At 64.9% G+C, this 19,389-nt stretch carries 19 protein-coding genes and 1 tRNA gene; 16 read left to right on the top strand and 4 right to left on the bottom strand.

Annotation, left to right across the window (positions count from 1 at the left end; all coding sequences use genetic code 11):
- Positions 1-12 precede the first annotated feature (12 nt).
- The 5 genes from AAFG13_RS23640 to AAFG13_RS23660 all read left to right on the top strand — a co-directional run bounded on the left by AAFG13_RS23640 (position 13) and on the right by AAFG13_RS23660 (position 6,831).
- Positions 13-984, top strand: coding sequence for an ABC transporter permease (locus AAFG13_RS23640; protein WP_207833677.1), 972 nt, complete (start codon positions 13-15; stop codon positions 982-984).
- Positions 985-1,025: 41 nt separating this feature from the next.
- Complete coding sequence (locus AAFG13_RS23645; RefSeq protein ID WP_342708377.1) at positions 1,026-2,042, top strand: sugar ABC transporter substrate-binding protein; 1,017 nt, start codon at positions 1,026-1,028, stop codon at positions 2,040-2,042.
- Positions 2,043-2,120: 78 nt separating this feature from the next.
- On the top strand, positions 2,121-4,244 hold the full coding sequence (locus AAFG13_RS23650) for an SMP-30/gluconolactonase/LRE family protein (protein ID WP_342708378.1): 2,124 nt from the start codon (positions 2,121-2,123) through the stop codon (positions 4,242-4,244).
- On the top strand, positions 4,241-5,338 hold the full coding sequence (locus AAFG13_RS23655) for a hypothetical protein (protein ID WP_342708379.1): 1,098 nt from the start codon (positions 4,241-4,243) through the stop codon (positions 5,336-5,338). Before AAFG13_RS23650 ends, AAFG13_RS23655 begins: the two co-directional genes overlap by 4 nt.
- The gene (locus AAFG13_RS23660; RefSeq protein ID WP_342708380.1) at positions 5,335-6,831 is read left to right on the top strand and encodes a sugar ABC transporter ATP-binding protein; all 1,497 of its coding nucleotides are present in this window, start codon (positions 5,335-5,337) and stop codon (positions 6,829-6,831) included. Before AAFG13_RS23655 ends, AAFG13_RS23660 begins: the two co-directional genes overlap by 4 nt.
- An 18-nt stretch (positions 6,832-6,849) precedes the next feature.
- Here AAFG13_RS23660 and AAFG13_RS23665 read toward each other — a convergent pair whose 3' ends face one another.
- The 4 genes from AAFG13_RS23665 to AAFG13_RS23680 all read right to left on the bottom strand — a co-directional run bounded on the left by AAFG13_RS23665 (position 6,850) and on the right by AAFG13_RS23680 (position 9,218).
- Complete coding sequence (locus tag AAFG13_RS23665; RefSeq protein ID WP_342708381.1) at positions 6,850-7,041, bottom strand: hypothetical protein; 192 nt, start codon at positions 7,039-7,041, stop codon at positions 6,850-6,852.
- Positions 7,042-7,050: 9 nt separating this feature from the next.
- Entirely contained in the window at positions 7,051-7,317 is a 267-nt protein-coding gene (locus tag AAFG13_RS23670) for a hypothetical protein (protein ID WP_092122664.1), read from the bottom strand.
- Between the two features lie 193 nt (positions 7,318-7,510).
- Positions 7,511-7,587, bottom strand: a tRNA-Arg gene (locus AAFG13_RS23675).
- 152 nt (positions 7,588-7,739) lie between these two features.
- Positions 7,740-9,218, bottom strand: a complete 1,479-nt coding sequence (locus AAFG13_RS23680; RefSeq protein WP_212316929.1) for a HAMP domain-containing sensor histidine kinase — start codon at positions 9,216-9,218, stop codon at positions 7,740-7,742.
- A 364-nt stretch (positions 9,219-9,582) separates the two neighbouring features.
- Between AAFG13_RS23680 and rpmH the strand changes: the two genes are divergently transcribed.
- The 11 genes from rpmH to dapE all read left to right on the top strand — a co-directional run bounded on the left by rpmH (position 9,583) and on the right by dapE (position 19,224).
- The gene (rpmH, locus tag AAFG13_RS23685; RefSeq protein WP_008542748.1) at positions 9,583-9,717 is read left to right on the top strand and encodes a 50S ribosomal protein L34; all 135 of its coding nucleotides are present in this window, start codon (positions 9,583-9,585) and stop codon (positions 9,715-9,717) included.
- Between the two features lie 32 nt (positions 9,718-9,749).
- On the top strand, positions 9,750-10,145 hold the full coding sequence (rnpA, locus tag AAFG13_RS23690) for a ribonuclease P protein component (RefSeq protein WP_342708382.1): 396 nt from the start codon (positions 9,750-9,752) through the stop codon (positions 10,143-10,145).
- A gap of 3 nt (positions 10,146-10,148) precedes the next feature.
- A complete protein-coding gene (gene yidC / locus AAFG13_RS23695) occupies positions 10,149-12,020 on the top strand; it encodes a membrane protein insertase YidC (RefSeq protein ID WP_342708383.1) in 1,872 nt (623 codons plus the stop codon).
- Positions 12,021-12,178: 158 nt separating this feature from the next.
- On the top strand, positions 12,179-12,832 hold the full coding sequence (yihA, locus tag AAFG13_RS23700; protein ID WP_212316924.1) for a ribosome biogenesis GTP-binding protein YihA/YsxC: 654 nt from the start codon (positions 12,179-12,181) through the stop codon (positions 12,830-12,832).
- A complete protein-coding gene (locus tag AAFG13_RS23705; protein ID WP_342708384.1) occupies positions 12,829-13,197 on the top strand; it encodes a DUF423 domain-containing protein in 369 nt (122 codons plus the stop codon). Before yihA ends, AAFG13_RS23705 begins: the two co-directional genes overlap by 4 nt.
- Before the next feature lie 208 nt (positions 13,198-13,405).
- On the top strand, positions 13,406-14,299 hold the full coding sequence (argB, locus tag AAFG13_RS23710) for an acetylglutamate kinase (protein ID WP_092122647.1): 894 nt from the start codon (positions 13,406-13,408) through the stop codon (positions 14,297-14,299).
- A 71-nt stretch (positions 14,300-14,370) separates the two neighbouring features.
- Entirely contained in the window at positions 14,371-15,357 is a 987-nt protein-coding gene (locus tag AAFG13_RS23715; protein ID WP_342713382.1) for a DUF1036 domain-containing protein, read from the top strand.
- Positions 15,358-15,542: 185 nt separating this feature from the next.
- Positions 15,543-16,232: a pyrimidine 5'-nucleotidase gene (locus AAFG13_RS23720; RefSeq protein ID WP_342708385.1), complete on the top strand. Its 690-nt coding sequence runs from the start codon at positions 15,543-15,545 to the stop codon at positions 16,230-16,232.
- A 129-nt stretch (positions 16,233-16,361) separates the two neighbouring features.
- Positions 16,362-17,207, top strand: coding sequence for a 2,3,4,5-tetrahydropyridine-2,6-dicarboxylate N-succinyltransferase (gene dapD, locus AAFG13_RS23725; RefSeq protein ID WP_342708386.1), 846 nt, complete (start codon positions 16,362-16,364; stop codon positions 17,205-17,207).
- 213 nt (positions 17,208-17,420) lie between these two features.
- Entirely contained in the window at positions 17,421-18,008 is a 588-nt protein-coding gene (locus tag AAFG13_RS23730; protein ID WP_342708387.1) for a DUF805 domain-containing protein, read from the top strand.
- Positions 18,009-18,057: 49 nt separating this feature from the next.
- A complete protein-coding gene (gene dapE / locus AAFG13_RS23735) occupies positions 18,058-19,224 on the top strand; it encodes a succinyl-diaminopimelate desuccinylase (protein ID WP_342708388.1) in 1,167 nt (388 codons plus the stop codon).
- Positions 19,225-19,389: the final 165 nt, after the last annotated feature.

A 19,389-nucleotide genomic window follows, 5' to 3' on the forward strand; every position in this document is an offset into this window, starting at 1 on the left:
GAAGGACGAGGAATGAAGCGATTGCGGTTCAATCAACAGGAGATCGTCTTCGCCGTATTCGCCGTGCTCTTCCTGGCGTTCTCGATTTTCCTGCGCGGCTTTCTGACACCGGAGAACATGCTGACCCTGCTGCAGAACGTGGCGGTGCTCGGCATCCTCGGGCTTGCCATGGCGCTGGTCGTGATCGGGCGCGGCATCGACATCTCGCTGATCGCAGCGCTCGCGGTGCCTCCGGGGCTCGTGCTGCAGATGGTGCAAAACGGCCACTCGCTGCCGGCCTCGCTGCTCACGGCCGTGCTGCTCACGATCGCCTTCGGCCTGGTCAACGGCTGGCTGATTGCCTACGCCGAGGTCCCTTCGCTGTTTGCGACGCTGGCGACCGGCCTGCTGCTCGCCGGCCTCGGACAGGCCGCGCTGTTTCAGCTCGACGTCGTGCAGTGGAGCGACGGCATGCAGGGCTTCGAGCGGCTCGGACAAGGCACCATCCTCGGTATCCCGACCTCGATCGTGATGTTTGCGATCGCCTGCGTGGTGGTCGCCTTCCTGCTGCGCCAGACGCGCTGGGGCGCCTATATCTACGCGATCGGCGACAATCCCTATGCGGCCCGCGTCACCGGCATCCCCTCGCGGCCGATCATCGTGCTGCAATATGTCGTCGCGGCCCTGATCGGCTGCTTTGCAGGCCTGGTGATGGCGGCGTCGGTCAACTCGATGCCGACCCGCGTCTTCAATTCGACCCTGATCTACGACGTCATTCTCGTCGTCGTGCTCGGCGGCATCGGCCTGTCGGGCGGCCGCGGCGGCGTGCTCAACGTCATCATCGGAACGCTGCTGATCGGCACCATGCTGAACGGCATGACCATCATGGACATCTCCTACGCCGGACAGAACCTCGTCAAGGGCGTCGTGCTGCTGCTCGCCGTCATCACCGATTCATTCCTGAATCCGCGCAACGAAGAAACGGCACAGCAGGGCGACATCTGAACCAGGCTACAAAAAGATCAATCACGACCAAGGAGGAAGCAATGAAATACGCTGTCAGGACTGCCAAGGTGATCGCCGCAGCGCTCGGGCTCGCGGCCATCGCCGCCCCGGCTCTGGCCCAGCAGGGCCTCGACGAGCCGTTCCAGAAGCCGTTCAAGGAGGCCCTTGCCGGCAAGACGGTGGCCTACGTTCCGGTCGCCATGAACTTCGACCTCACCGAAGGCTGGTATGCCGGCATGAAGAAGGAGCTCGAGCCGCTCGGCGTCAAGTTCGAGATCCGCGATCCCAACTGGAACACCAATGCCGGCGCGCAGGCGGTGACCTCACTGATCTCGGAGAAGCCGGCCGTGATGGTGATCCACAATCCGGACGTACAGACCTACGCCAAGCTGCTGCAGCGCGCCGAGAACGAAGGCATCTACGTCATCCAGATCAACATGGGATCGGCCTATCGCTCTTCGGCCTTTGTCGGCGCCAACTGGATCGAGATCGGCGAGAAGGACGCTGAAGCCGTGGTCAAGGCGTGCCAGGGCAAGTCGAACAAGATCGCCATCGTGCAGGGCGCGCTCTCGGCCGCCGCCAGCGCCTACACGCTCAAGGGCGTCGAGAACGTGCTCGCCAAGCATCCGGAGATCAAGGTGGTCTCGAGCCAGGCCGCGGACTGGGATGCGGCAAAGGCCAAGGCGATCACCCAGACAGTGCTGAAGCAGAATCCCGATCTCTGCGGCATCGTCGGCTTCTGGGACGGCATGGACATCGGCACCGCGGCCGCGGTGAAGGAAGCCGGCCTGACCGGCAAGGTGTTCGTCGCCACCTCCGGCGGCGGTGAGCGCAAGGGCGCCTGCGAGCTCGTGAAGTCCGGCGCCTTCGATCTCAACCTGAGCTACGACGTGCCGACCCAGGCCGCGCAGATGGCAGGCACCATCAAATGGCTGCTGTCGTCCGGCGCCAAGGCCGGCTCGATCAAGGGTTCGGAATACACGACCCTGATTCCGATCACCAAGGAGAACGCCGACAGCCAGACCGCGTGCTGGAATCTCAGTGACCTGAAGAAATAGCCCGGCCACGTCCGCTTGACGTCCCGGGTGCACCCCGCCCCGGGACGTCGATCTCCCGAAATCCAACGCCCTGCTGGAATGCCGATGCGCGATACCCTGACGAGCCTGCGTTACCGCTATTGGCCGGATCATCTCCTCGGCGAGATCCTGTCCAAGCGTTGGACCGAGACCGCTATTCCGGTGATCCTGCTCTTGATCGTCGGCTTCGCGCTCAGCCGCTCCATCGATCACTTCCTCTCGCCGGCGAGCCTTGCCGACACCGCGCGGCAGGCCGGCGAGATCGGCTTCATCGGGCTCGGCATGGCGCTGGTCGTCATCGTCGGCGGCATCGATCTGTCGGTCGGCTCGATCTTCGCGCTGACGGATTTCTGCGCGCTCTATCTGCTCGACGTGCTGAACTGGCCGGTGCCTGCGGTGGTGGTCGCCACCCTCGCCTGCGGTGCGCTTCTCGGCGCCGTCAACGGCGTGCTGATCGGCTACTTGAGGCTGCGCGCCTTCATCACCACGCTGATCACCTTGATCATTTACCGGTCGGCGTTCGACCTCCTGATCCAGCGCTACTCCAATTCAATCGCCGCGGCCTTCCCCGACATCCCGTCCTGGAATTTCATCGGCGGCGGCGACGTGTTCGGCATTCCGAGCGTCGCTTTGGTCTACATCGCGATCGCGATCTTCGGCCATATCTTCATGACGCGGCTGCGCCCGGGCTGGCACATCACCGCGATCGGCGGCTCGCGCCGTTCGGCCTACAATTCCGGCATTCCGGTTCGCCGCACCATCGCGCTGTGCTATGTCGCGAGCGGCGTGCTGACCAGCATCGCTGCGCTGTTCTTCGCAGCCAGGCTCGGCACCGTCGGCGGCGACATCGGCGTCGGCCTCGAGGTGATCGTGCTGACCGCGACCGTGCTCGGCGGCATCACGCTTGGCGGCGGCAAGGGCTCGGTCGCCAAATCGCTGGTCGGCGTGCTGATCGTGCTCTTGATCACCAACGGCCTGACCACGCTCAATGCGCGCGGCGGCATCAACCGCATGGCGCTCGCAGGCATCCTGCTGGTCGCCGCGATGGTCGACATCCGCTGGCAGAAGAACCGCACCCGCATCATCAGCAAGGTCTATGTCGCGCCGACCTATCACGCGTTGCCGCCGCCCCCGGCCACCGAGATCGGCCAGGGCGGCCCGTTCGAGCAGAACGACAAGCTGCGCGATGTGGAACTGATCGGTCTCGGCCGCATCGAGGCGCCGGAGGACGTGATCCTCGATCGCAACAACAACCTCTACGCCGGCTCGCGCCATGGCGACATCATGCGCTTCTTCGCGCCCGACTATCAGCGCATGGAAGTGTTCGCCCATATCGGCGGCCAGCCGCTCGGCATGGCGTTCGACCGGCAGGACAATCTCTATGTCTGCATCGGCGGCATGGGCCTGTACCGGATCACGCCCGACGGCACCGTGGAAAAGGCGACCGACGAGACCAACCGCAGCATGCATTCGGTGAACGACGACAGCCGGCTGCGGCTCGCCGACGACCTCGACATCACCGATGACGGCCTGATCTTCTTCTCGGAAGCCACCGTGCGCTACGAGATGGACGAATGGCCGATCGACGGCCTCGAGGCCCGCGGCAACGGCCGCATCATCTGCTACGACACCAAGACCGGCGCGACGCATACGGCGCTGCGCGGCCTCAAATTCCCCAACGGCATCTGTGTCGCCAGCGATGGCCAGTCGATCCTGTTCGCTGAAACCTTCGGCTGCTCGATCAAGCGGCTGTGGTTCGCGGGGCCGAAGAAGGGCCAGGTCGAGGTGGTGATGGACAATCTGCCGGGCTACCCCGACAACATCAACCTCGCCTCCGACGGCAATTACTGGCTGGCGCTGGTCGGCATGCGTAGCCCCTCGCTCGACCTCGCCTGGAAGATGCCGGGCTTCCGCCGCCGCATGGCCAAACGCGTCCCGGTCGACGAATGGCTGTTCCCGAACATCAACACCGGCTGCGTCGTCAAATTCAACGAGCAGGGCAAGATCCTCGAATCGTTCTGGGACCTGCGTGGCGAGAACCACCCGATGATCACCTCGATGCGCGAGCATCGCGGCTATCTCTATCTCGGCGGCATCATGAACAACCGGATCGGCCGCTACAAGCTCGACAATGCCGACCCGAACTATGTGCAGTATGACAAGCGCTGGGGGAAGCTGTCGTGATTGCGGCCGTCAGGGAATTCGCCAACCGCTTCCTCGGCCGCGGCGAGGCCACCATCACCGTGCCGTCGTTCGACGGCGCGCTCAAGCCGAACCAGAAACTGGAGGCGGCGACCACCTTGCTGGAATGCGAGGCGCCCGAGGATCTCGCAACCGACGGCCGCAACCTTTATGTCGCCGACGGCCGCCGCCTGCTGCGCCTCGACGGCAGCGCCGCGACCGAGCTGCGCAGCTTCGAGCAGCCGATTTCCGCACTCTGTATGCTCGCCGACGGCGGCATCGCGGTCGCGCTCGGCGGCCGCGAGGTGCGCCTCTACGCCAATCCCTCATCGGGGGAGCCGAGCGTGACGTTCAGCGACGCCGCCTTCAATGCGATCAATGCGCTGACGCTGGCGGACGACGGAGCCTTGATCGCGACCGACGGCTCGACAACTTGCGGCGTCGACGATTGGGCGCGCGACCTGATGGAGATCAACCGGAGCGGCCGCGTGTTCCGGCTCGATCCCAGGAACCGATCGGTGAAGCCGCTGGCCTCGAAGCTCGGCTACGCTTTCGGCGCCTGTGCGCGCGGCGATGGCGTGCTGGTCAGCGAGAGCTGGCGGCATCGTCTCGTGCTTGTTGCGGATGGCAGGCCGCCGCAGATCGTGCTCGGCCACCTGCCGGTCTATCCGTCGCGGCTGTCGAAGGCTGCCGGCGGCGGCTATTGGCTCACGGCGTTCACCGCACGCACCCAGCTGATCGAATTCGTGCTGCGCGAGCCGGGCTACCGGCGCCGCATGATGGCCGAGATCGAGCCGGCCTATTGGGTGGCGCCGCGGCTGCGCTCGGGCTTCTCGTTCAAGGAGCCGATGCAGGGCGCGCACATCAAGACGATGGGCGTCATCAAGCCGTGGGCGCCGCCGCGCTCCTACGGCCTCGTGATCCGGCTGGGCGAAGACGGCAAGCCGCTCTATTCGCTGCATAGCCGGGTCGACGGCATCAATCACGGCGTCGTCGCGGCACTCGAGCTGGGCAGCGACCTTGTGCTGATCGCCAAGGGACCGGGCCGCGTGCTGAAACTGCCCCTCGCCGGGCTTGCCGAGGAGGTCGGCTCATGAGCGACACCGTGCTGTCCCTGCGCAAGGCCACCAAGCTCTACGCCGGCGTGCCCGCCATCGAGGGCGTCGACTTCGAGCTTCGCCGCGGCGAGATCCACGCACTGGTCGGCGAGAACGGCGCCGGCAAGTCGACCCTGACCAAGGTGATGGCCGGCGTCGTGACATTGACCTCGGGCAGCATGACGGTCGACGGCTCTGACGTCGCGCCGCGCACGCCGCTCGAGGCCCGTAATCTCGGGATCGCCATGGTGTTCCAGGAGAACAGCCTGGTGCCGACCATGACCGTGGCGCAGAACCTGTTTCTCGGGCAGGAGAAGTTCTACAACCGGCTGCGCGGCATCTACATCGCCGCCCAGCAATTCTTGCAGTCGCTGAATTTCGACGTGACGCCGACCGCGACCGTGAGCGGACTCGGCGCGGCCAAGAAGCAGATGGTGGAGATCGCGCGTGCGGTCTTGCACAAGGCCAAGGTCATCATCTTCGACGAGCCGACCGCGTCGCTGACGCCGGAAGAGAAGAAGTATTTCTTCGACCTCGTCCGTGACCTCAAGAAACGCGGCGTCTCGATCATCTTCATCTCGCACGCGCTGGAAGAAGCCTTGCTGCTCGCCGACCGGATCACCGTGCTGCGCGACGGCAAGCATGTCATAACCGACGATGCGGCGAAATTCGATCGCGCCGCGATCGTGCAGGCGATGGTCGGACGCGACCTCTCCAACACGCTGTATGGCGCCAGGAAGGCCAGCGTGCGACCTGCCGGGGCGCGCGTGCTCACGGTGCAGAACCTCAAGATGGCGCCGATGGTGAAGAACAATTCGCTGTCGGTGTTCGCCGGGCAGATCACCGGCGTGTTCGGCCTGGTCGGCGCGGGCCGCACCGAAACCTTCAAGATCGTATCCGGCGTGTTGAAGCGCGACTTCTTCCATGGCGGCGAGATCCTGCTGCATGACAAGCCGGTGCGCTATCGCGTCCCGGCACCGGCAGTGAAGGCCGGCATCGCCTATGTGACCGAGGATCGCAAGGTCGAGGGCTTCTTCGAGACCGCCTCGATCGCCCGCAACATCTATCTCGGTCTGCTCTCGAAATTCCCCGCGGGCCGAATGATGCTGTCGCGGCGCGAGACCAACACGGTGGGCAAGACCTGGACCCAGCGGCTGAAGGTCCGCGCCATTGGCGACGAGGCCAAGGTGGTCGAGCTTTCAGGCGGCAACCAGCAGAAAGTGGTGATCGCCAAGTCGCTGGTGCAGGAGCCCGAGCTGATCATCTTCGACGAGCCGACCCGCGGCGTCGACGTCGGCGCCATTGTCGAGATCCACGAGCTGATCAACCAGCTCGCTGACGAAGGCAAGGCGGTGGTGGTGATCTCATCCTATTTGCCCGAGATCATGGCCCTCTCCGACCGCATCCTGGTCTCGCGCCAGGGCAAGGTGGTCGAGGAATTCTCCGCGGTCGAGGCCACCGAGGAGAAGATCATGTATGCGGCGATCCATTGACGCCGCTTTGCGCATGCGTCACGGCCGGCTCGCCACGCCATGCCGGAACACGATCGCACGGCCAAACATGATCATCGGGCGCTCGACCAGCCGGTAGACCAGCCAGGATACCAGCAAGGTGAGGATGCGGATAAACGCGCCGGAGGCTGCCGTTGCCTCACATATGAAAAAGCCCGCGACGTTGTCGCGGGCCTTCCGGAGTTGGACCACCTATGCCGGTCAGTGCAACGCGCGGTCCGTCCGGACAGAAGCGCGCGCGGTCGTGATCTTGCTTCGCGGTGTCAGAACATTGAGCTGATGCGGGGTGGCCGACGTCGCGGCTACCGGCGCCTGCTCGTGGACATTGGCGGCGCCAAGCACACCAGCCTGCACCGGCGAGATCGGCAGGCCCGCGGCTTCGAAAGTCGGACGCTCCGCAGCGGATGCGACCGTCGCGCTCGCGATTGCGAGGGTGGCGGCTACGACGGACAGAGAAATCTTGGTCACTTGGTGGCTCCTCGATGGGACTCGAGCAGCACAGGTAGACGCATTTTGTTGCAATGCAATAAAATCATACTGCGTCGCACAAGTATTTGATCATCGCGACAAGCCCGGCGCCGGCGGTCAACGGCGTCGCTCTCGCTCCGGCCATGAGCGAGCGCGGCAAGCGACGCGAAACTTCAATGAAAACAAAGGCAAATGGCGCGCCCGGAACGATTCGAACGTCCGACCCTCAGATTCGTAGTCTGATGCTCTATCCAGCTGAGCTACGGGCGCATTTTCGCAGGTGGGCTTAAGCCCGCACGGCCCCGGGAGCCCCGGAGCGTCGCGAAAGAGCGCTCTAGCTACAGGCTCCCGGTCCGGTTGGCAAGGTCTGGAAGCGCCAATTTCGGCCGAGGTTTTAGCCGCGCTGGGTTACCGGAATGGCCTCAGGCCCTCGCCCGCTCACTGCGGACCGACAGCAGTTCCACCGGGCGATCCGGGATCGATATCTGGAACGTGGCGCCGATGGTGCCCTCGACCAGATGGATATGGCCGCCATGGGCGCGGATCAGCTCGGCGGCAATCGCAAGGCCCAGCCCGCTGCCGCCGGGGCGGCCGGAGGTCTGGAACGCCTCGAACAGATGCTCGCGCGCCTTGGCCGGAACACCGGGGCCGGTGTCGGAGACCTCCAGGATCGCAACCGTACCCTCACGGCGGCCGGTGATTCGGATCTGCTGGGCACCGCCATCGCTGTCCTGCCGGCTTTCCAGCGCCTGGGCCGCGTTACGCACCAGGTTGAGCAGCACGCGGAACAACTGATCCGGATCGGCGTCGATGGTGAGGCCGCGCTCGATTGCACTGATCCAGGTGATCGAGACATCGGTCGCAAGCCCGGCAGACTCGCGCACCTCGGCCACCGCAGGCTCCACCATGATGACGCGGCGGTCGGGCGCCGCCTCCTGCGCGCGGCCATAGGACAAGGTCGACTGGCAGAAGGCGATGGCGCGCTCCAGCGAGCGCAGCAGTTTCGGCGCGAAGCGCTGCACCCGCGGATCGGGCACGCTGGCGAGCTGGTCCGATAGCAGTTGCGAGGACGCCAGCAGGTTGCGCAGGTCGTGATTGATCTTGGAGACGGCGAGCCCGAGCGCGGCAAGCCGGCTCTTCTGATGCAGCATCGAGACGAGGTCGCGCTGCATGTCCGACAGCTCGCGCTCGGCAACGCCGATCTCGTCGCCGCGCTGGCTGGGCACGATGATTCGTGCCGAACTCTCCGGATTCTCGTGGAAGCCGACCAGGCTCGCGGTCAGCCGCCGCATCGGGCGGACGAACAGATAATGCAGTGCCAGATAGACCAGGCCGGCGGTCAGGCCGGCGATCAGGAGCGCGACCACCAGAACGTTGCGCGAGAAGCGGTACATCGCCTGCCGCAGCGGTTTCTCGTCGATCACGACCTCGATGAATTGCGCCTGGCCCGGCGCGGGTCCGACCACGCGGATGGTCTGGTCACCGTGCTCGAGCATGATCTCGAAGGCATCGACGATCGCCGACCACACCGTCATGGCCCGCATGTCGACATCGTGGTCGATCGAGGCCGGCAGGTCGGCGCTGGCGAGCAGGCGGCGCTGCTGCCCGAGCTTGATGGCGACGGCGCGAGCGCCGATGCTGGTCAGTATCTGCCGGGCCAACGAATCCGGCACCAGGCCGGAGGGGGCGGCATCGAGCACCAGCGCCGCGGTGTTGGCGGCGGCCAGGCGGTCATTGAGCCGGTTCATCCGGAAGTTGGCGATGGCGGGCACGTAGATCAGGAGCCCGGCGATCATCACCAGCGGAATCGTCAGCAGCAAAAGCTTGCCCGACAGCCCGAGCCGATGGGACGGCTTGGGCCGCTGCTTCTGCGCGGTCGCCTGATCGTCAGTTAGAGCCACAAGATAAGGCCTTGTTGGGCTTAGGGGTCGGAGGATGCGGCCCGGCCCCCAAGCCGGTCAAATTACGGATCGCTAATGTCGGCGGTTCCCCGAACGCCCCAAAGCGCTCCTCACCGTCAAAAACCCCGCGAAAACAGTTATATTCGCCGCAATTGCGACGTTTCAAAGAAGCCTCTTTGCGACGCCCTGTGACATTGACGAAAACAGGGCGCTCCCTTATAAGCCGCGCCAACTGTCCGCGATGGCCCGGTTCTTGACCGGGGGCGGCTCATTTGGGGCCGTAATCGGCTCGCTTGGGCCTGCCAGCATCATCGGACTCCATCTCAATACAACGGCAAATTGCCCGGTCAGCGGAGAATTACCCGTGAAGCGGACTTATCAACCCAGCAAACTGGTGCGCAAGCGCCGTCACGGCTTCCGCGCCCGTCTCGCCACGGCCGGCGGCCGCAAGGTCCTCGCTGCGCGCCGTGCGCGCGGCCGCAAGCGCCTGAGCGCCTGAGCCCGGACGTCTCCTCTCCGGAGATACCCATTATGGATCGGCTGAGGCAGCGGGCGGATTTCCTCGCCGTTGCCAATGGCGCACGGGCGAATACCGCGGCTTTTGTGCTGCAGGGCCGCCGTCGCGACGATCAGGGCCCGATCCGCGTCGGCTATACCGTCACCAAGAAGAACGGCACCGCGACCGAGCGGAACCGCATCCGCCGCCGGCTTCGCGAAGTGATAAGACGGGTCGATGCCGTATTCATGCGGCCGCACCATGATTATGTGCTAGTCGGCCGTCGTGACGCGCTGACCCGCGACTTTGCGACCATGATTGACGACCTGCGGTCGGCGCTGCGCCGCCTCGACCGGCCTGCGCCCAAGACTGGTACCAACAAGGCGGGTAACAAGAGCGCGCCCAATCCGAATGGAATGACGAGACCCTAAGAGATGTCCGACAACCGCAACACGATCATCGCCGTCATTCTGTCGGGCCTCGTCCTGATCGCCTGGCAATATTTCTATAACGTGCCGCAGATGGAGAAGCAGCGCGAGGCGCAGAAGCAGGCCGAGCTGCTGAAGCCGACGCCGCAGGCGACCCCGGGTGCCGCTGCTGGCGCCGCTCCGGGAAGCGCAACGACGCCGTCACCGACGGCCGCCGCGCCCGCTGCCGACGCGCCGGTGGCGAGCCGAGAGACCGTGCTCGCGGCCGGCCCGCGCATCAAGATCGAGAGCCCGCGCATCATCGGCAGCATCGCGCTGAAGGGCGCCCGGATCGACGATCTGGCGCTGGTCCAGTTCCGTGAGACCGTCGACCCCACATCGCCGGCCGTCGTGCTGCTTTCGCCGTCGGGCACCGCCGAGCCGTATTATGCCGAGTTCCTGTGGCTGACCGCCAGCGGCTCGTCGGTGAAGACGCCGAACGCCGACACCGTCTGGCAGCAGGAAGGTTCGAACAGCCTGTCGCCGAGCACCCCGGTGACGCTGAAATACGACAACGGCCAGGGCCTGACCTTCCGCCGCACCCTCTCGATCGACGATCGCTACCTCTTCAGCATCAAGGACGAGGTCGTCAATCAAGGCAGCGCGCCGGTGACGTTGTATCCGTTCGGCCTGATCTCGCGCGGCGGCAAGCCGCCGGTCTCCGGCTACGCGATCCTGCACGAAGGCCCGATCGGCTATCTCGGCGAACAGGGCCTGCAGGAATTCACCTACAAGAACCTCGACGAGGCCAAGACCCCGACCGGTGGAAACTCGCGCGGCATCGTGTTCTCGAAGATCACCGACGGCTGGCTCGGCATCACCGACAAATACTGGGCCACCGCGCTGCTGCCGGATACCAATGCGACGCTGGACACCGCCCGCTTCACCACCGGCGACAAGCGCTACCAGGCCGACTACATGCTGGGCGCGCAGACCATTCCGATCGGCGGCACCGGCGTTGCCAATGGGCGGCTGTTCGCCGGCGCGAAGGAAGCCGCCACAGTCGGCCTCAACTTCCCGCTGGTCGGCTTCGGCGGCTACAACAAGCAGCTCGGCCTCAACCATTTCGATCTGCTGATCGACTGGGGCCATTTCTACTTCATCACCAAGCCGATGTTCCTGGCGCTCGACTGGTTCTATCGCCTGGTCGGCAATTTCGGCATCGCGATCCTGTTGGTGACCGTGATCGTGAAGCTCTTGTTCTTCCCGCTCGCCAACAAGTCCTACGCCTCGATGGCGAAGATGAAGTCGGTGCAGCCGCAGCTGGCCGCGCTGAAGGAGCGCTATCCTGACGACCGCGTGAAGCAGCAGCAGGAGATGATGGAGATCTACAAGAAGGAGAAGATCAACCCGATCGCCGGTTGTCTTCCCGTCGCCTTGCAGATCCCGGTGTTCTTCTCGCTCTACAAGGTGCTGTTCATCACCATCGAAATGCGGCACGCGCCGTTCTTCGGCTGGATCAAGGACCTCTCCGCGCCCGATCCGACCAATCTGTTCACGCTGTTCGGGCTGATTCCGTTCGACCCGATCGCGCTGCTCGGACCGCATTTCGGCGCCTATCTGGTGATGGGCATCTGGCCGATCATCATGGGCATCACGATGTGGGTCCAGATGAAGCTCAACCCGGCGCCGCCGGATCCGACCCAGAAGATGATCTTCGACTGGATGCCGCTGATCTTCACCTTCATGCTGGCCGGCTTCCCGGCGGGTCTCGTGATCTACTGGGCCTGGAACAACACGCTCTCGGTGCTGCAGCAGAGCTTCATCATGCGCAAGAACGGCGTCAAGGTGGAGTTATTCGACAATCTGAAGTCGACCTTCGCCAAGAAGCCGACATAGCCTCCTGCGCCCGCTCTATCACTGCGTCATGCCCGGCCTCGTGCCGGGCATCGACATATTTGGCGGCCAGCAAAACGTTGACGCGGATGGCCGGGTCGTCTTACGCCAAAGCTGCGCCTCGGGCTTTCGCCCGGCCACGATGAAATGGGATACTTCGCATGACCGCCGAATCTGATGCGGAGCTGATCGAGCAGGGGCGAAAGCTGTTCGCCGGCGACTGGCGCTTCATCTGGGCCTCGCCCTCGATCGAGACCCTGCCGCCGATGGCCGGCCTCGAGGTCGCCTTTGCCGGCCGCTCCAATGTCGGCAAGTCGAGCCTGATCAACGCGCTGACCGGCCGCAATGCGCTAGCTCGCACCTCGCATACGCCGGGCCGCACCCAGGAACTGATCTTCTTCGAGGGCCCGGAAAACGCTGACATTCGTCTCGTCGACATGCCCGGTTACGGCTACGCCTCGGCGCCGAAGACCAAGGTGGCGTCATGGACGGCGCTGATCCACAAATTCCTGCTCGGGCGCGCGACGCTGGCGCGGGTCTATGTGCTGATCGACGCCCGCCACGGCATCAAGGACGTCGATCAAGACGTGCTGAAGACGCTGGACAAGTCGGCGGTCAGCTACCAGGTCGTGCTGACCAAGGCCGACCAGGTCAAGGCCGGCGAACTCAAGACCGTCACCGCCGAAACCATCGCGACGCTGGCAAAACATCCCGCCGCGTTCCCCGAAGTGCTAGTGACCTCGTCGCGCACCGGCGACGGCATGCCGGAGCTGCGTGCCGCCATGGTGCGCCTGATCGATGAGCGGCGTCGATGAACGGCGCATCCCGCCTCCTGATCGGCGTTGCCGCCATCATGGGCGCCTGCGGCGTGATATTGGCGGCGGCCGCGGCCCATCTGCCGGACGCCACGCGGCTGGCGGCAGCGTCCTCGATGCTGCTGTTCCATGCCACCGCCGCCATCGCAACCATTGCGGTTGCGGAGCGCTCGATCATCCATCTGAAGCTCGGTGTCGTGGCGGCGGCCGGCTTCGTCATCGCGGCGTCATTGTTCGCGGGCGACCTGGTGCTGCGCCAATATGGCGGCCATGGCCTGTTTCCGATGGCGGCTCCATCAGGCGGAACGCTGCTGATCCTGAGCTGGCTGGTGCTGGCGGTTTCGGCCATGTGGCCGAGGCGCTGAACGGTAGCCCGTAGCCCGGATGCAGCGAAGCGAAATCCGAGAATCGTGCCGCGGGTGCAAGCCCCGGATTGCGCGGAGCCTGTCATGGGCGCGCATTCGCGCGACCCGTTGGCTCCATCCGGGCTACGAATCGCGATCCCCACTTTGCGCCCTGCCCGGCAATCAGATAGAAACGCGCCCGTCCCTCCGCTGACGTGAGACCAGCCCCATGACCGACCAGCACATCAGCCCGCTCGATCAGGCCCGCATCCTGTCCGAGGCACTGCCGCACATGCAGGAATATGACGAGGAAACCATCGTCATTAAATATGGCGGCCATGCCATGGGCGCCGAGGACACCGCCAAGGCGTTCGCGCGCGACATCGTGCTGCTCGAGCAGACCGCGATCAATCCGGTGGTCGTGCATGGCGGCGGGCCGCAGATCGCGACCATGCTGAAGCGCCTCGGCATCCAGTCGGAATTCGCCGCCGGCCTGCGCATCACCGATGCCGCGACCATCGAGATCGTCGAGATGGTGCTGGCGGGCTCGGTCAACAAGCAGATCGTCGGCTACATCAACGAAGCCGGCGGCAAGGCCGTGGGCCTCTCCGGCAAGGACGGCAACATGGTGAAGGCGTCGAAGACGACGCGCACCATGGTCGATCCCGATTCCAACATCGAGAAGGCGGTCGATCTCGGCTTCGTCGGCGACCCCGAAAAGGTCGATCTCACGCTGCTCAATCAGCTGATCGGCTATGAGCTGATCCCGGTGCTAGCGCCGCTGGCGACCTCGCAGGACGGCCTGACGCTGAACGTCAACGCCGATACCTTTGCCGGTGCGATCGCTGGCGCGCTGAAAGCCAAGCGCCTGCTGCTGCTGACCGACGTGCCCGGCGTGCTCGACAAGTCCAAGAAGCTGATTCCGGATCTGTCGATCAAGGAGGCCCGCAAGCTGATCGCCGACGGCACGATCTCCGGCGGCATGATCCCGAAGGTCGAGACCTGCATCTACGCGCTCGAACAGGGCGTACAGGGCGTCGTCATCATCGACGGCAAGACCCAGCACGCCGTGCTGCTCGAGCTCTTCACCAACCAGGGCACCGGCACGCTGATCCACAAGTAATGGCAGACGAGGTCGTCATCGCGGGACGCGCGGCGAGGATACCTCGCCGGTCGCCGCCGGCGCGGCTCGCGATGTCGCTGCCGGCCGCGCTGGTGTCGTTTCTGTTCTCGGCGGCGCCGGCGCATGCCGATCTCAAGCTCTGCAACCGCATGAGCTACGTGATCGAGGCCGCGATCGGCATCGACGACAAGGCCGCGACGGCGACACGCGGCTGGTTCCGGATCGATCCCGCGACCTGCCGGGTCGTGGTGCAGGGCGCGCTCACCGCGGACCGCGTGCTGCTCAATGCGCGCGCGCTCGGCGTCTACGGCGCGTCACCGATCCCGCAGAGCGGCACCGACACGCTGTGCGTCGCGCCGGACAATTTCGTGATCGCCGCCGCGCGCCAATGCCGCTCCGGCCAGACACCGGCGCAATTCACCCAGATCACGCCGACGCAGAGCGATGACGGCAATCTCGTCGCCTATCTCGCCGAGGACAGCGAGTATGACGACGAGCAGGCGCGGCTCGCCGGCATCCAGCGCCTCCTGGTGATCGCAGGCTACGACGCGGCGCCGATCGACGGCGTCGACGGGCCGAAGACCCAGAGCGCGCTCTCCGCATTCCTCAAGAGCCGCGGGCTTGCCAGCGACATCGTGCAGTCGCCGAACTTCTTCACCACCATGGTCGATGCCGTGCAGAAGCCCTCGCCGTCGGGACTGACCTGGTGCAACGACACGCCGCACAAGGTGATGGCCGCGGTTGCGACCGACGACGGCAAGATGGTGACCAGCCGCGGCTGGTATCGGATCGACCCCGGCAAATGCCTGCATCCCGACGTGTCGGGCGCGCCGAAGCAGATCTATTCTTTCGCCGAGGCGGTCGACGGCGACAACCGCGCCATCCGCATCAAGGACAAGCCGCTGAACTGGGGCGGCGCGGTGCAGCTCTGCACCCGCGAAAGCAAGTTCGAGGTCAACGAGCAGGGCGACTGCGCCACCCGCGGCCTCACCGCGCTCGGCTTCACCACCGTCGACATGACCAGCGGCGGCAAGACGCTGCGCTTTGCGATGCCGTGATGAAGACAGTGGCGCCACATGGATCACCGTCGTCCTGGCGAAAGCCAGGACCCATTACCACAGGCAATCATTTGGCGAAGACAGGTAGTGACCGGCCGTTGCGCGGTATTGGCGCACCGCGCTTCATTTGATGGATCACGCGGTATGGGTCCTGGCCTTCGCCAGGACGACGACGGAAAGATAACATGAAAACTCCCCGCAGCTTCGGCCATGTCGAGACCTGGGTGTTCGACCTCGACAACACGTTGTACCCGCATCACGTCAACCTGTGGCAGCAGGTCGATGCGCGGATCGGCGAGTTCGTCGGTAACTCGCTGAAGATCTCGCCCGAGGAGGCACGGCGGCTGCAGAAGGACTATTACCTGCGCTACGGCACCACGATGCGCGGCATGATGACCGAGCACGGCGTGCAGGCCGACGACTATCTCGCCTATGTGCACAAGATCGACCATTCGCCGCTACAGCCGAATCCGGCGATGGGCGCTGCGATCGCAAAACTGCCGGGACGCAAGCTGATCCTGACCAACGGCTCGGTCGACCATGTCGATGCGGTGCTGGGCCGGCTCGGCATCTCCAACCATTTCGACGGCGTGTTCGACATCATCGCCGCCGATCTCGAGCCGAAGCCGGCGCCGCAGACCTACCAGAAGTTCCTCAGGCTTCACGACGTCGATCCGTCGAAGGCTGCGATGTTCGAGGACCTCGCGCGCAATCTGGTCGTGCCGCATGAGCTCGGCATGACCACCGTGCTGGTGGTGCCCGACGGCAGCCAGGAAGTGGTGCGCGAAACCTGGGAGCTCGAAGGCCGCGACGCCGCTCATGTCGACCACGTCACGGACGATCTCACGGGTTTCTTGCAGCGGCTGAAGCCCTGATCTCTCCCCACCTCGACCCGCCGTAGGCCGGGACGACGGTGGGGGTTTGCCTTGACTCCATGGCCCCAAATTCCGAAAAAGCCCTGCAAAACTCCCCTCATATCCCCGATACGCCCAAGGATTGTCCCGATGTCGCTGTCCGCCCTCGAAACCACCGTCAACACCGCGTTCGACGCCCGCGATGGCATTTCGACGTCGACCAAGGGTGAGGTCCGCGAGGCCGTCGACCACGCGCTGGATCTGCTCGACAAGGGCGAGGCCCGCGTCGCCGAGCGCGAGGCGAGCGGCAAGTGGAAGGTCAATCAGTGGCTGAAGAAGGCGGTGCTGCTCTCGTTCCGCCTCAACGACATGGGCCAGATCGCGGGCGGCCCGGGCAGGGCCTCGTGGTGGGACAAGGTGCCCTCGAAGTTCGAGGGCTGGGGCGAGAACCGCTTCCGCGACGCCGGCTTCCGCGCGGTGCCGGGCGCGATCGTGCGCCGCTCGGCCTTCATCGCCCGCAACGTCGTGCTGATGCCCTCCTTCGTCAATCTCGGCGCCTATGTCGATGAAGCCACCATGATCGACACCTGGTCGACGGTCGGCTCCTGCGCCCAGATCGGCAAGCGCGTGCACATCTCCGGCGGCGTCGGCATCGGCGGCGTGCTCGAGCCGCTGCAGGCCGAGCCCGTGATCGTCGAGGACGACTGCTTCATCGGCGCGCGCAGCGAGGTCGCCGAAGGCGTGATCGTGCGCAAGGGCGCGGTGCTGTCGATGGGCGTGTTCCTGGGCGCCTCGACCAAGATCGTCGACCGCGAGACCGGCGAGATCTTCGTCGGCGAGGTCCCGGAATATGCCGTCGTCGTCCCCGGCACGCTGCCGGCCAAGCCGCTGAAGAACGGCCAGCCGGGACCTGCCACCGCCTGCGCCGTGATCGTCAAGCGCGTCGACGAGCGCACCCGCGCCAAGACCAGCATCAACGAGTTGCTGCGGGACTGATCGGTCTTCCGCCGCAACAATCTATCACCGTCACCCTGAGGTGGCCGCTTCTTCAGCGGCCCTCGAAGGGTCGACGGCCCTACTGTGGCCGTTCACCCTTCGAGGCTCGCTCTGCTTGCACCTCAGGGTGACGGGTCACAATTCGAACCAAGCCCACCTCCAAAACGACAAAACTCCGGGCCGCGAAACATTGCCGCTGCCCGGAGTTTTTTCATGGACTGGGCCAATTACCTGTTCGGCTTCAAGGGCCGCGTCAACCGGGCCAAATTCTGGCTCGCAGCACTGATCATCGTGTGCTGGATGATGTTCCTGGCCGCGCTGGTGATCCTGGCCGGCCTCGGCGGCAAACATGCGTCGTTTGGCTTCAATGTCGACGACATCTTCCGGGCGTTCGACCCTGACAGCTACAGATCGCTGACCCTTGCCGGTTTGCCCGCGCTGCTGGTCAAGGCCAGCGGGACGGCGTTGTTCGTCTGGGTCTATGTCGCGGTCTCGATCAAGCGCCTGCACGACCGCGACAGGAGCGGCTGGTGGATGGTCCCGTTCTTCGCGATCCCCGGGCTCATGAGCCAATTCGCGGACCGGCTTCCCGATGAGTCCTATTGGGTGATGGCGGCGGGCGCGATCGTCTCCGTGCTCTATATCTGGGGCTTCATCGAGCTGGCGTTTCTGCGCGGCACCTCTTACCCCAATCGCTATGGTCCCAATCCGCTTGGGAAAATCCACGCGCGACAACGCGGCGACCGCGGCAACGGGTCGCGCTCCAGGCAGGGCTGGGATCAGCAGAGCGAGCTCGAATGATGCCGCACAAAGCTGGTCCACCCGCGGTGTGACGTGTTAAGCGAGGCGCATGAGTGATGCTGTCTCGATTACCCGCGATCTGGTTCGCTGCCCCTCCGTCACCCCGGCCGACGCCGGCGCCCTTGGCGTTCTTGAAAATTTGCTGAAAAGCGCAGGCTTCGACGTCCACCGCGTGACGTTCTCCGAGCCCGGCACCGCCGACATCGACAATCTCTATGCCCGCATCGGCAGCGCGGCGCCGCATATCACCTTTGCCGGCCACACCGACGTGGTGCCGCCCGGCGATGAGGCGGCGTGGACGCTCGGCGCGTTCTCCGGCAAGGTCAAGGACGGCTATCTCTACGGCCGCGGCGCCGTCGACATGAAGGGCGGCATCGCCTGCAGCGTCGCCGCCGTGCTGCAATATCTCGGCGACCATGGCGGCAAGCCGCGAGAAGACGGCAACGGCTCGATCTCCTTCCTGATCACCGGCGATGAGGAAGACGTCTCGATCAACGGCACCGTCAAGCTGTTGAAATGGTGCGCCGAGCGCGGCGAGAAATTCGACCATTGCGTGCTCGGCGAGCCGTCGAATGTCGAGGTGCTCGGCGACATGATCAAGATCGGCCGGCGCGGCTCGCAGTCCGGCACGCTCGTCGTCGATGGCGTGCAGGGCCACGTCGCCTATCCGCACCGCGCCTCGAACCCGGTGCCCGATATCTCGCGGCTGATCGTCGCGCTGAGCGACGAGCCGCTCGATCACGGCAGCGCGCAATTCCAGGCCAGCAACCTCGAATTCACCACGGTCGATGTCGGCAACACCGCGAGCAATGTGATCCCGGGCCAGGCGCGGGCGAAGTTCAACATCCGCTACAACGACAACCACACCCAGGAAAGCCTGCGGCAGCTGGTCGACGAGCGGCTGGCGAAGGCCTGCGGCAACCGCATCCGTGCTCACATCGACTGGCAGCCGTCGAACTCCAACGTGTTCGTGACCCAGCCCGGGCCGTTCACCGATCTCGCGGTCGCCGCGATCGAGGAGGTCACCGGCCGCAAGCCGGAGCTGTCCACCTCCGGCGGCACCTCGGACGCGCGCTTCATCTCGAGCTATTGCCCGGTGATCGAATTCGGCCTGGTCGGCCAGACCATGCACCAGATCGACGAGCGCACGCCGGTGGCCGATCTGGAGAAGTTGACGCGGATCTATCGGGGCGTGTTGGACAGGTATTTTGCGTAGTCCGGCCGCTCGGCTGGACAAAAATATCGAAAACAACCCCATGCACAGTAGGGATTGGGGCCGTTCGTCATCCACCCGCACCAGATGCAGCGTGCTAATCCGTAGGATGGGTAGAGCGCAGCGAAACCCATCATCTCACCGCGCAGATACAAGTGATGGGTTTCG

Origin of the sequence: Bradyrhizobium sp. B124, assembly GCF_038967635.1 — a bacterium.
In the GTDB taxonomy this organism is placed as follows: Bacteria; Pseudomonadota; Alphaproteobacteria; order Rhizobiales; family Xanthobacteraceae; genus Bradyrhizobium.

Bases quoted from the DNA above. Each gene is read 5' to 3' on its own strand.
- AAFG13_RS23640 (WP_207833677.1), top strand. From the start codon at position 13: ATGAAGCGATTGCGGTTCAATCAACAGGAGATCGTCTTCGCCGTATTC.
- AAFG13_RS23645 (WP_342708377.1), top strand. From the start codon at position 1,026: ATGAAATACGCTGTCAGGACTGCCAAGGTGATCGCCGCAGCGCTCGGG.
- AAFG13_RS23650 (WP_342708378.1), top strand. From the start codon at position 2,121: ATGCCGATGCGCGATACCCTGACGAGCCTGCGTTACCGCTATTGGCCG.
- AAFG13_RS23660 (WP_342708380.1), top strand. From the start codon at position 5,335: ATGAGCGACACCGTGCTGTCCCTGCGCAAGGCCACCAAGCTCTACGCC.
- rnpA (WP_342708382.1), top strand. From the start codon at position 9,750: ATGGATCGGCTGAGGCAGCGGGCGGATTTCCTCGCCGTTGCCAATGGC.
- yidC (WP_342708383.1), top strand. From the start codon at position 10,149: ATGTCCGACAACCGCAACACGATCATCGCCGTCATTCTGTCGGGCCTC.
- yihA (WP_212316924.1), top strand. From the start codon at position 12,179: ATGACCGCCGAATCTGATGCGGAGCTGATCGAGCAGGGGCGAAAGCTG.
- AAFG13_RS23705 (WP_342708384.1), top strand. From the start codon at position 12,829: ATGAACGGCGCATCCCGCCTCCTGATCGGCGTTGCCGCCATCATGGGC.
- argB (WP_092122647.1), top strand. From the start codon at position 13,406: ATGACCGACCAGCACATCAGCCCGCTCGATCAGGCCCGCATCCTGTCC.
- AAFG13_RS23715 (WP_342713382.1), top strand. From the start codon at position 14,371: ATGTCGCTGCCGGCCGCGCTGGTGTCGTTTCTGTTCTCGGCGGCGCCG.
- AAFG13_RS23720 (WP_342708385.1), top strand. From the start codon at position 15,543: ATGAAAACTCCCCGCAGCTTCGGCCATGTCGAGACCTGGGTGTTCGAC.
- dapD (WP_342708386.1), top strand. From the start codon at position 16,362: ATGTCGCTGTCCGCCCTCGAAACCACCGTCAACACCGCGTTCGACGCC.
- AAFG13_RS23730 (WP_342708387.1), top strand. From the start codon at position 17,421: ATGGACTGGGCCAATTACCTGTTCGGCTTCAAGGGCCGCGTCAACCGG.
- dapE (WP_342708388.1), top strand. From the start codon at position 18,058: ATGAGTGATGCTGTCTCGATTACCCGCGATCTGGTTCGCTGCCCCTCC.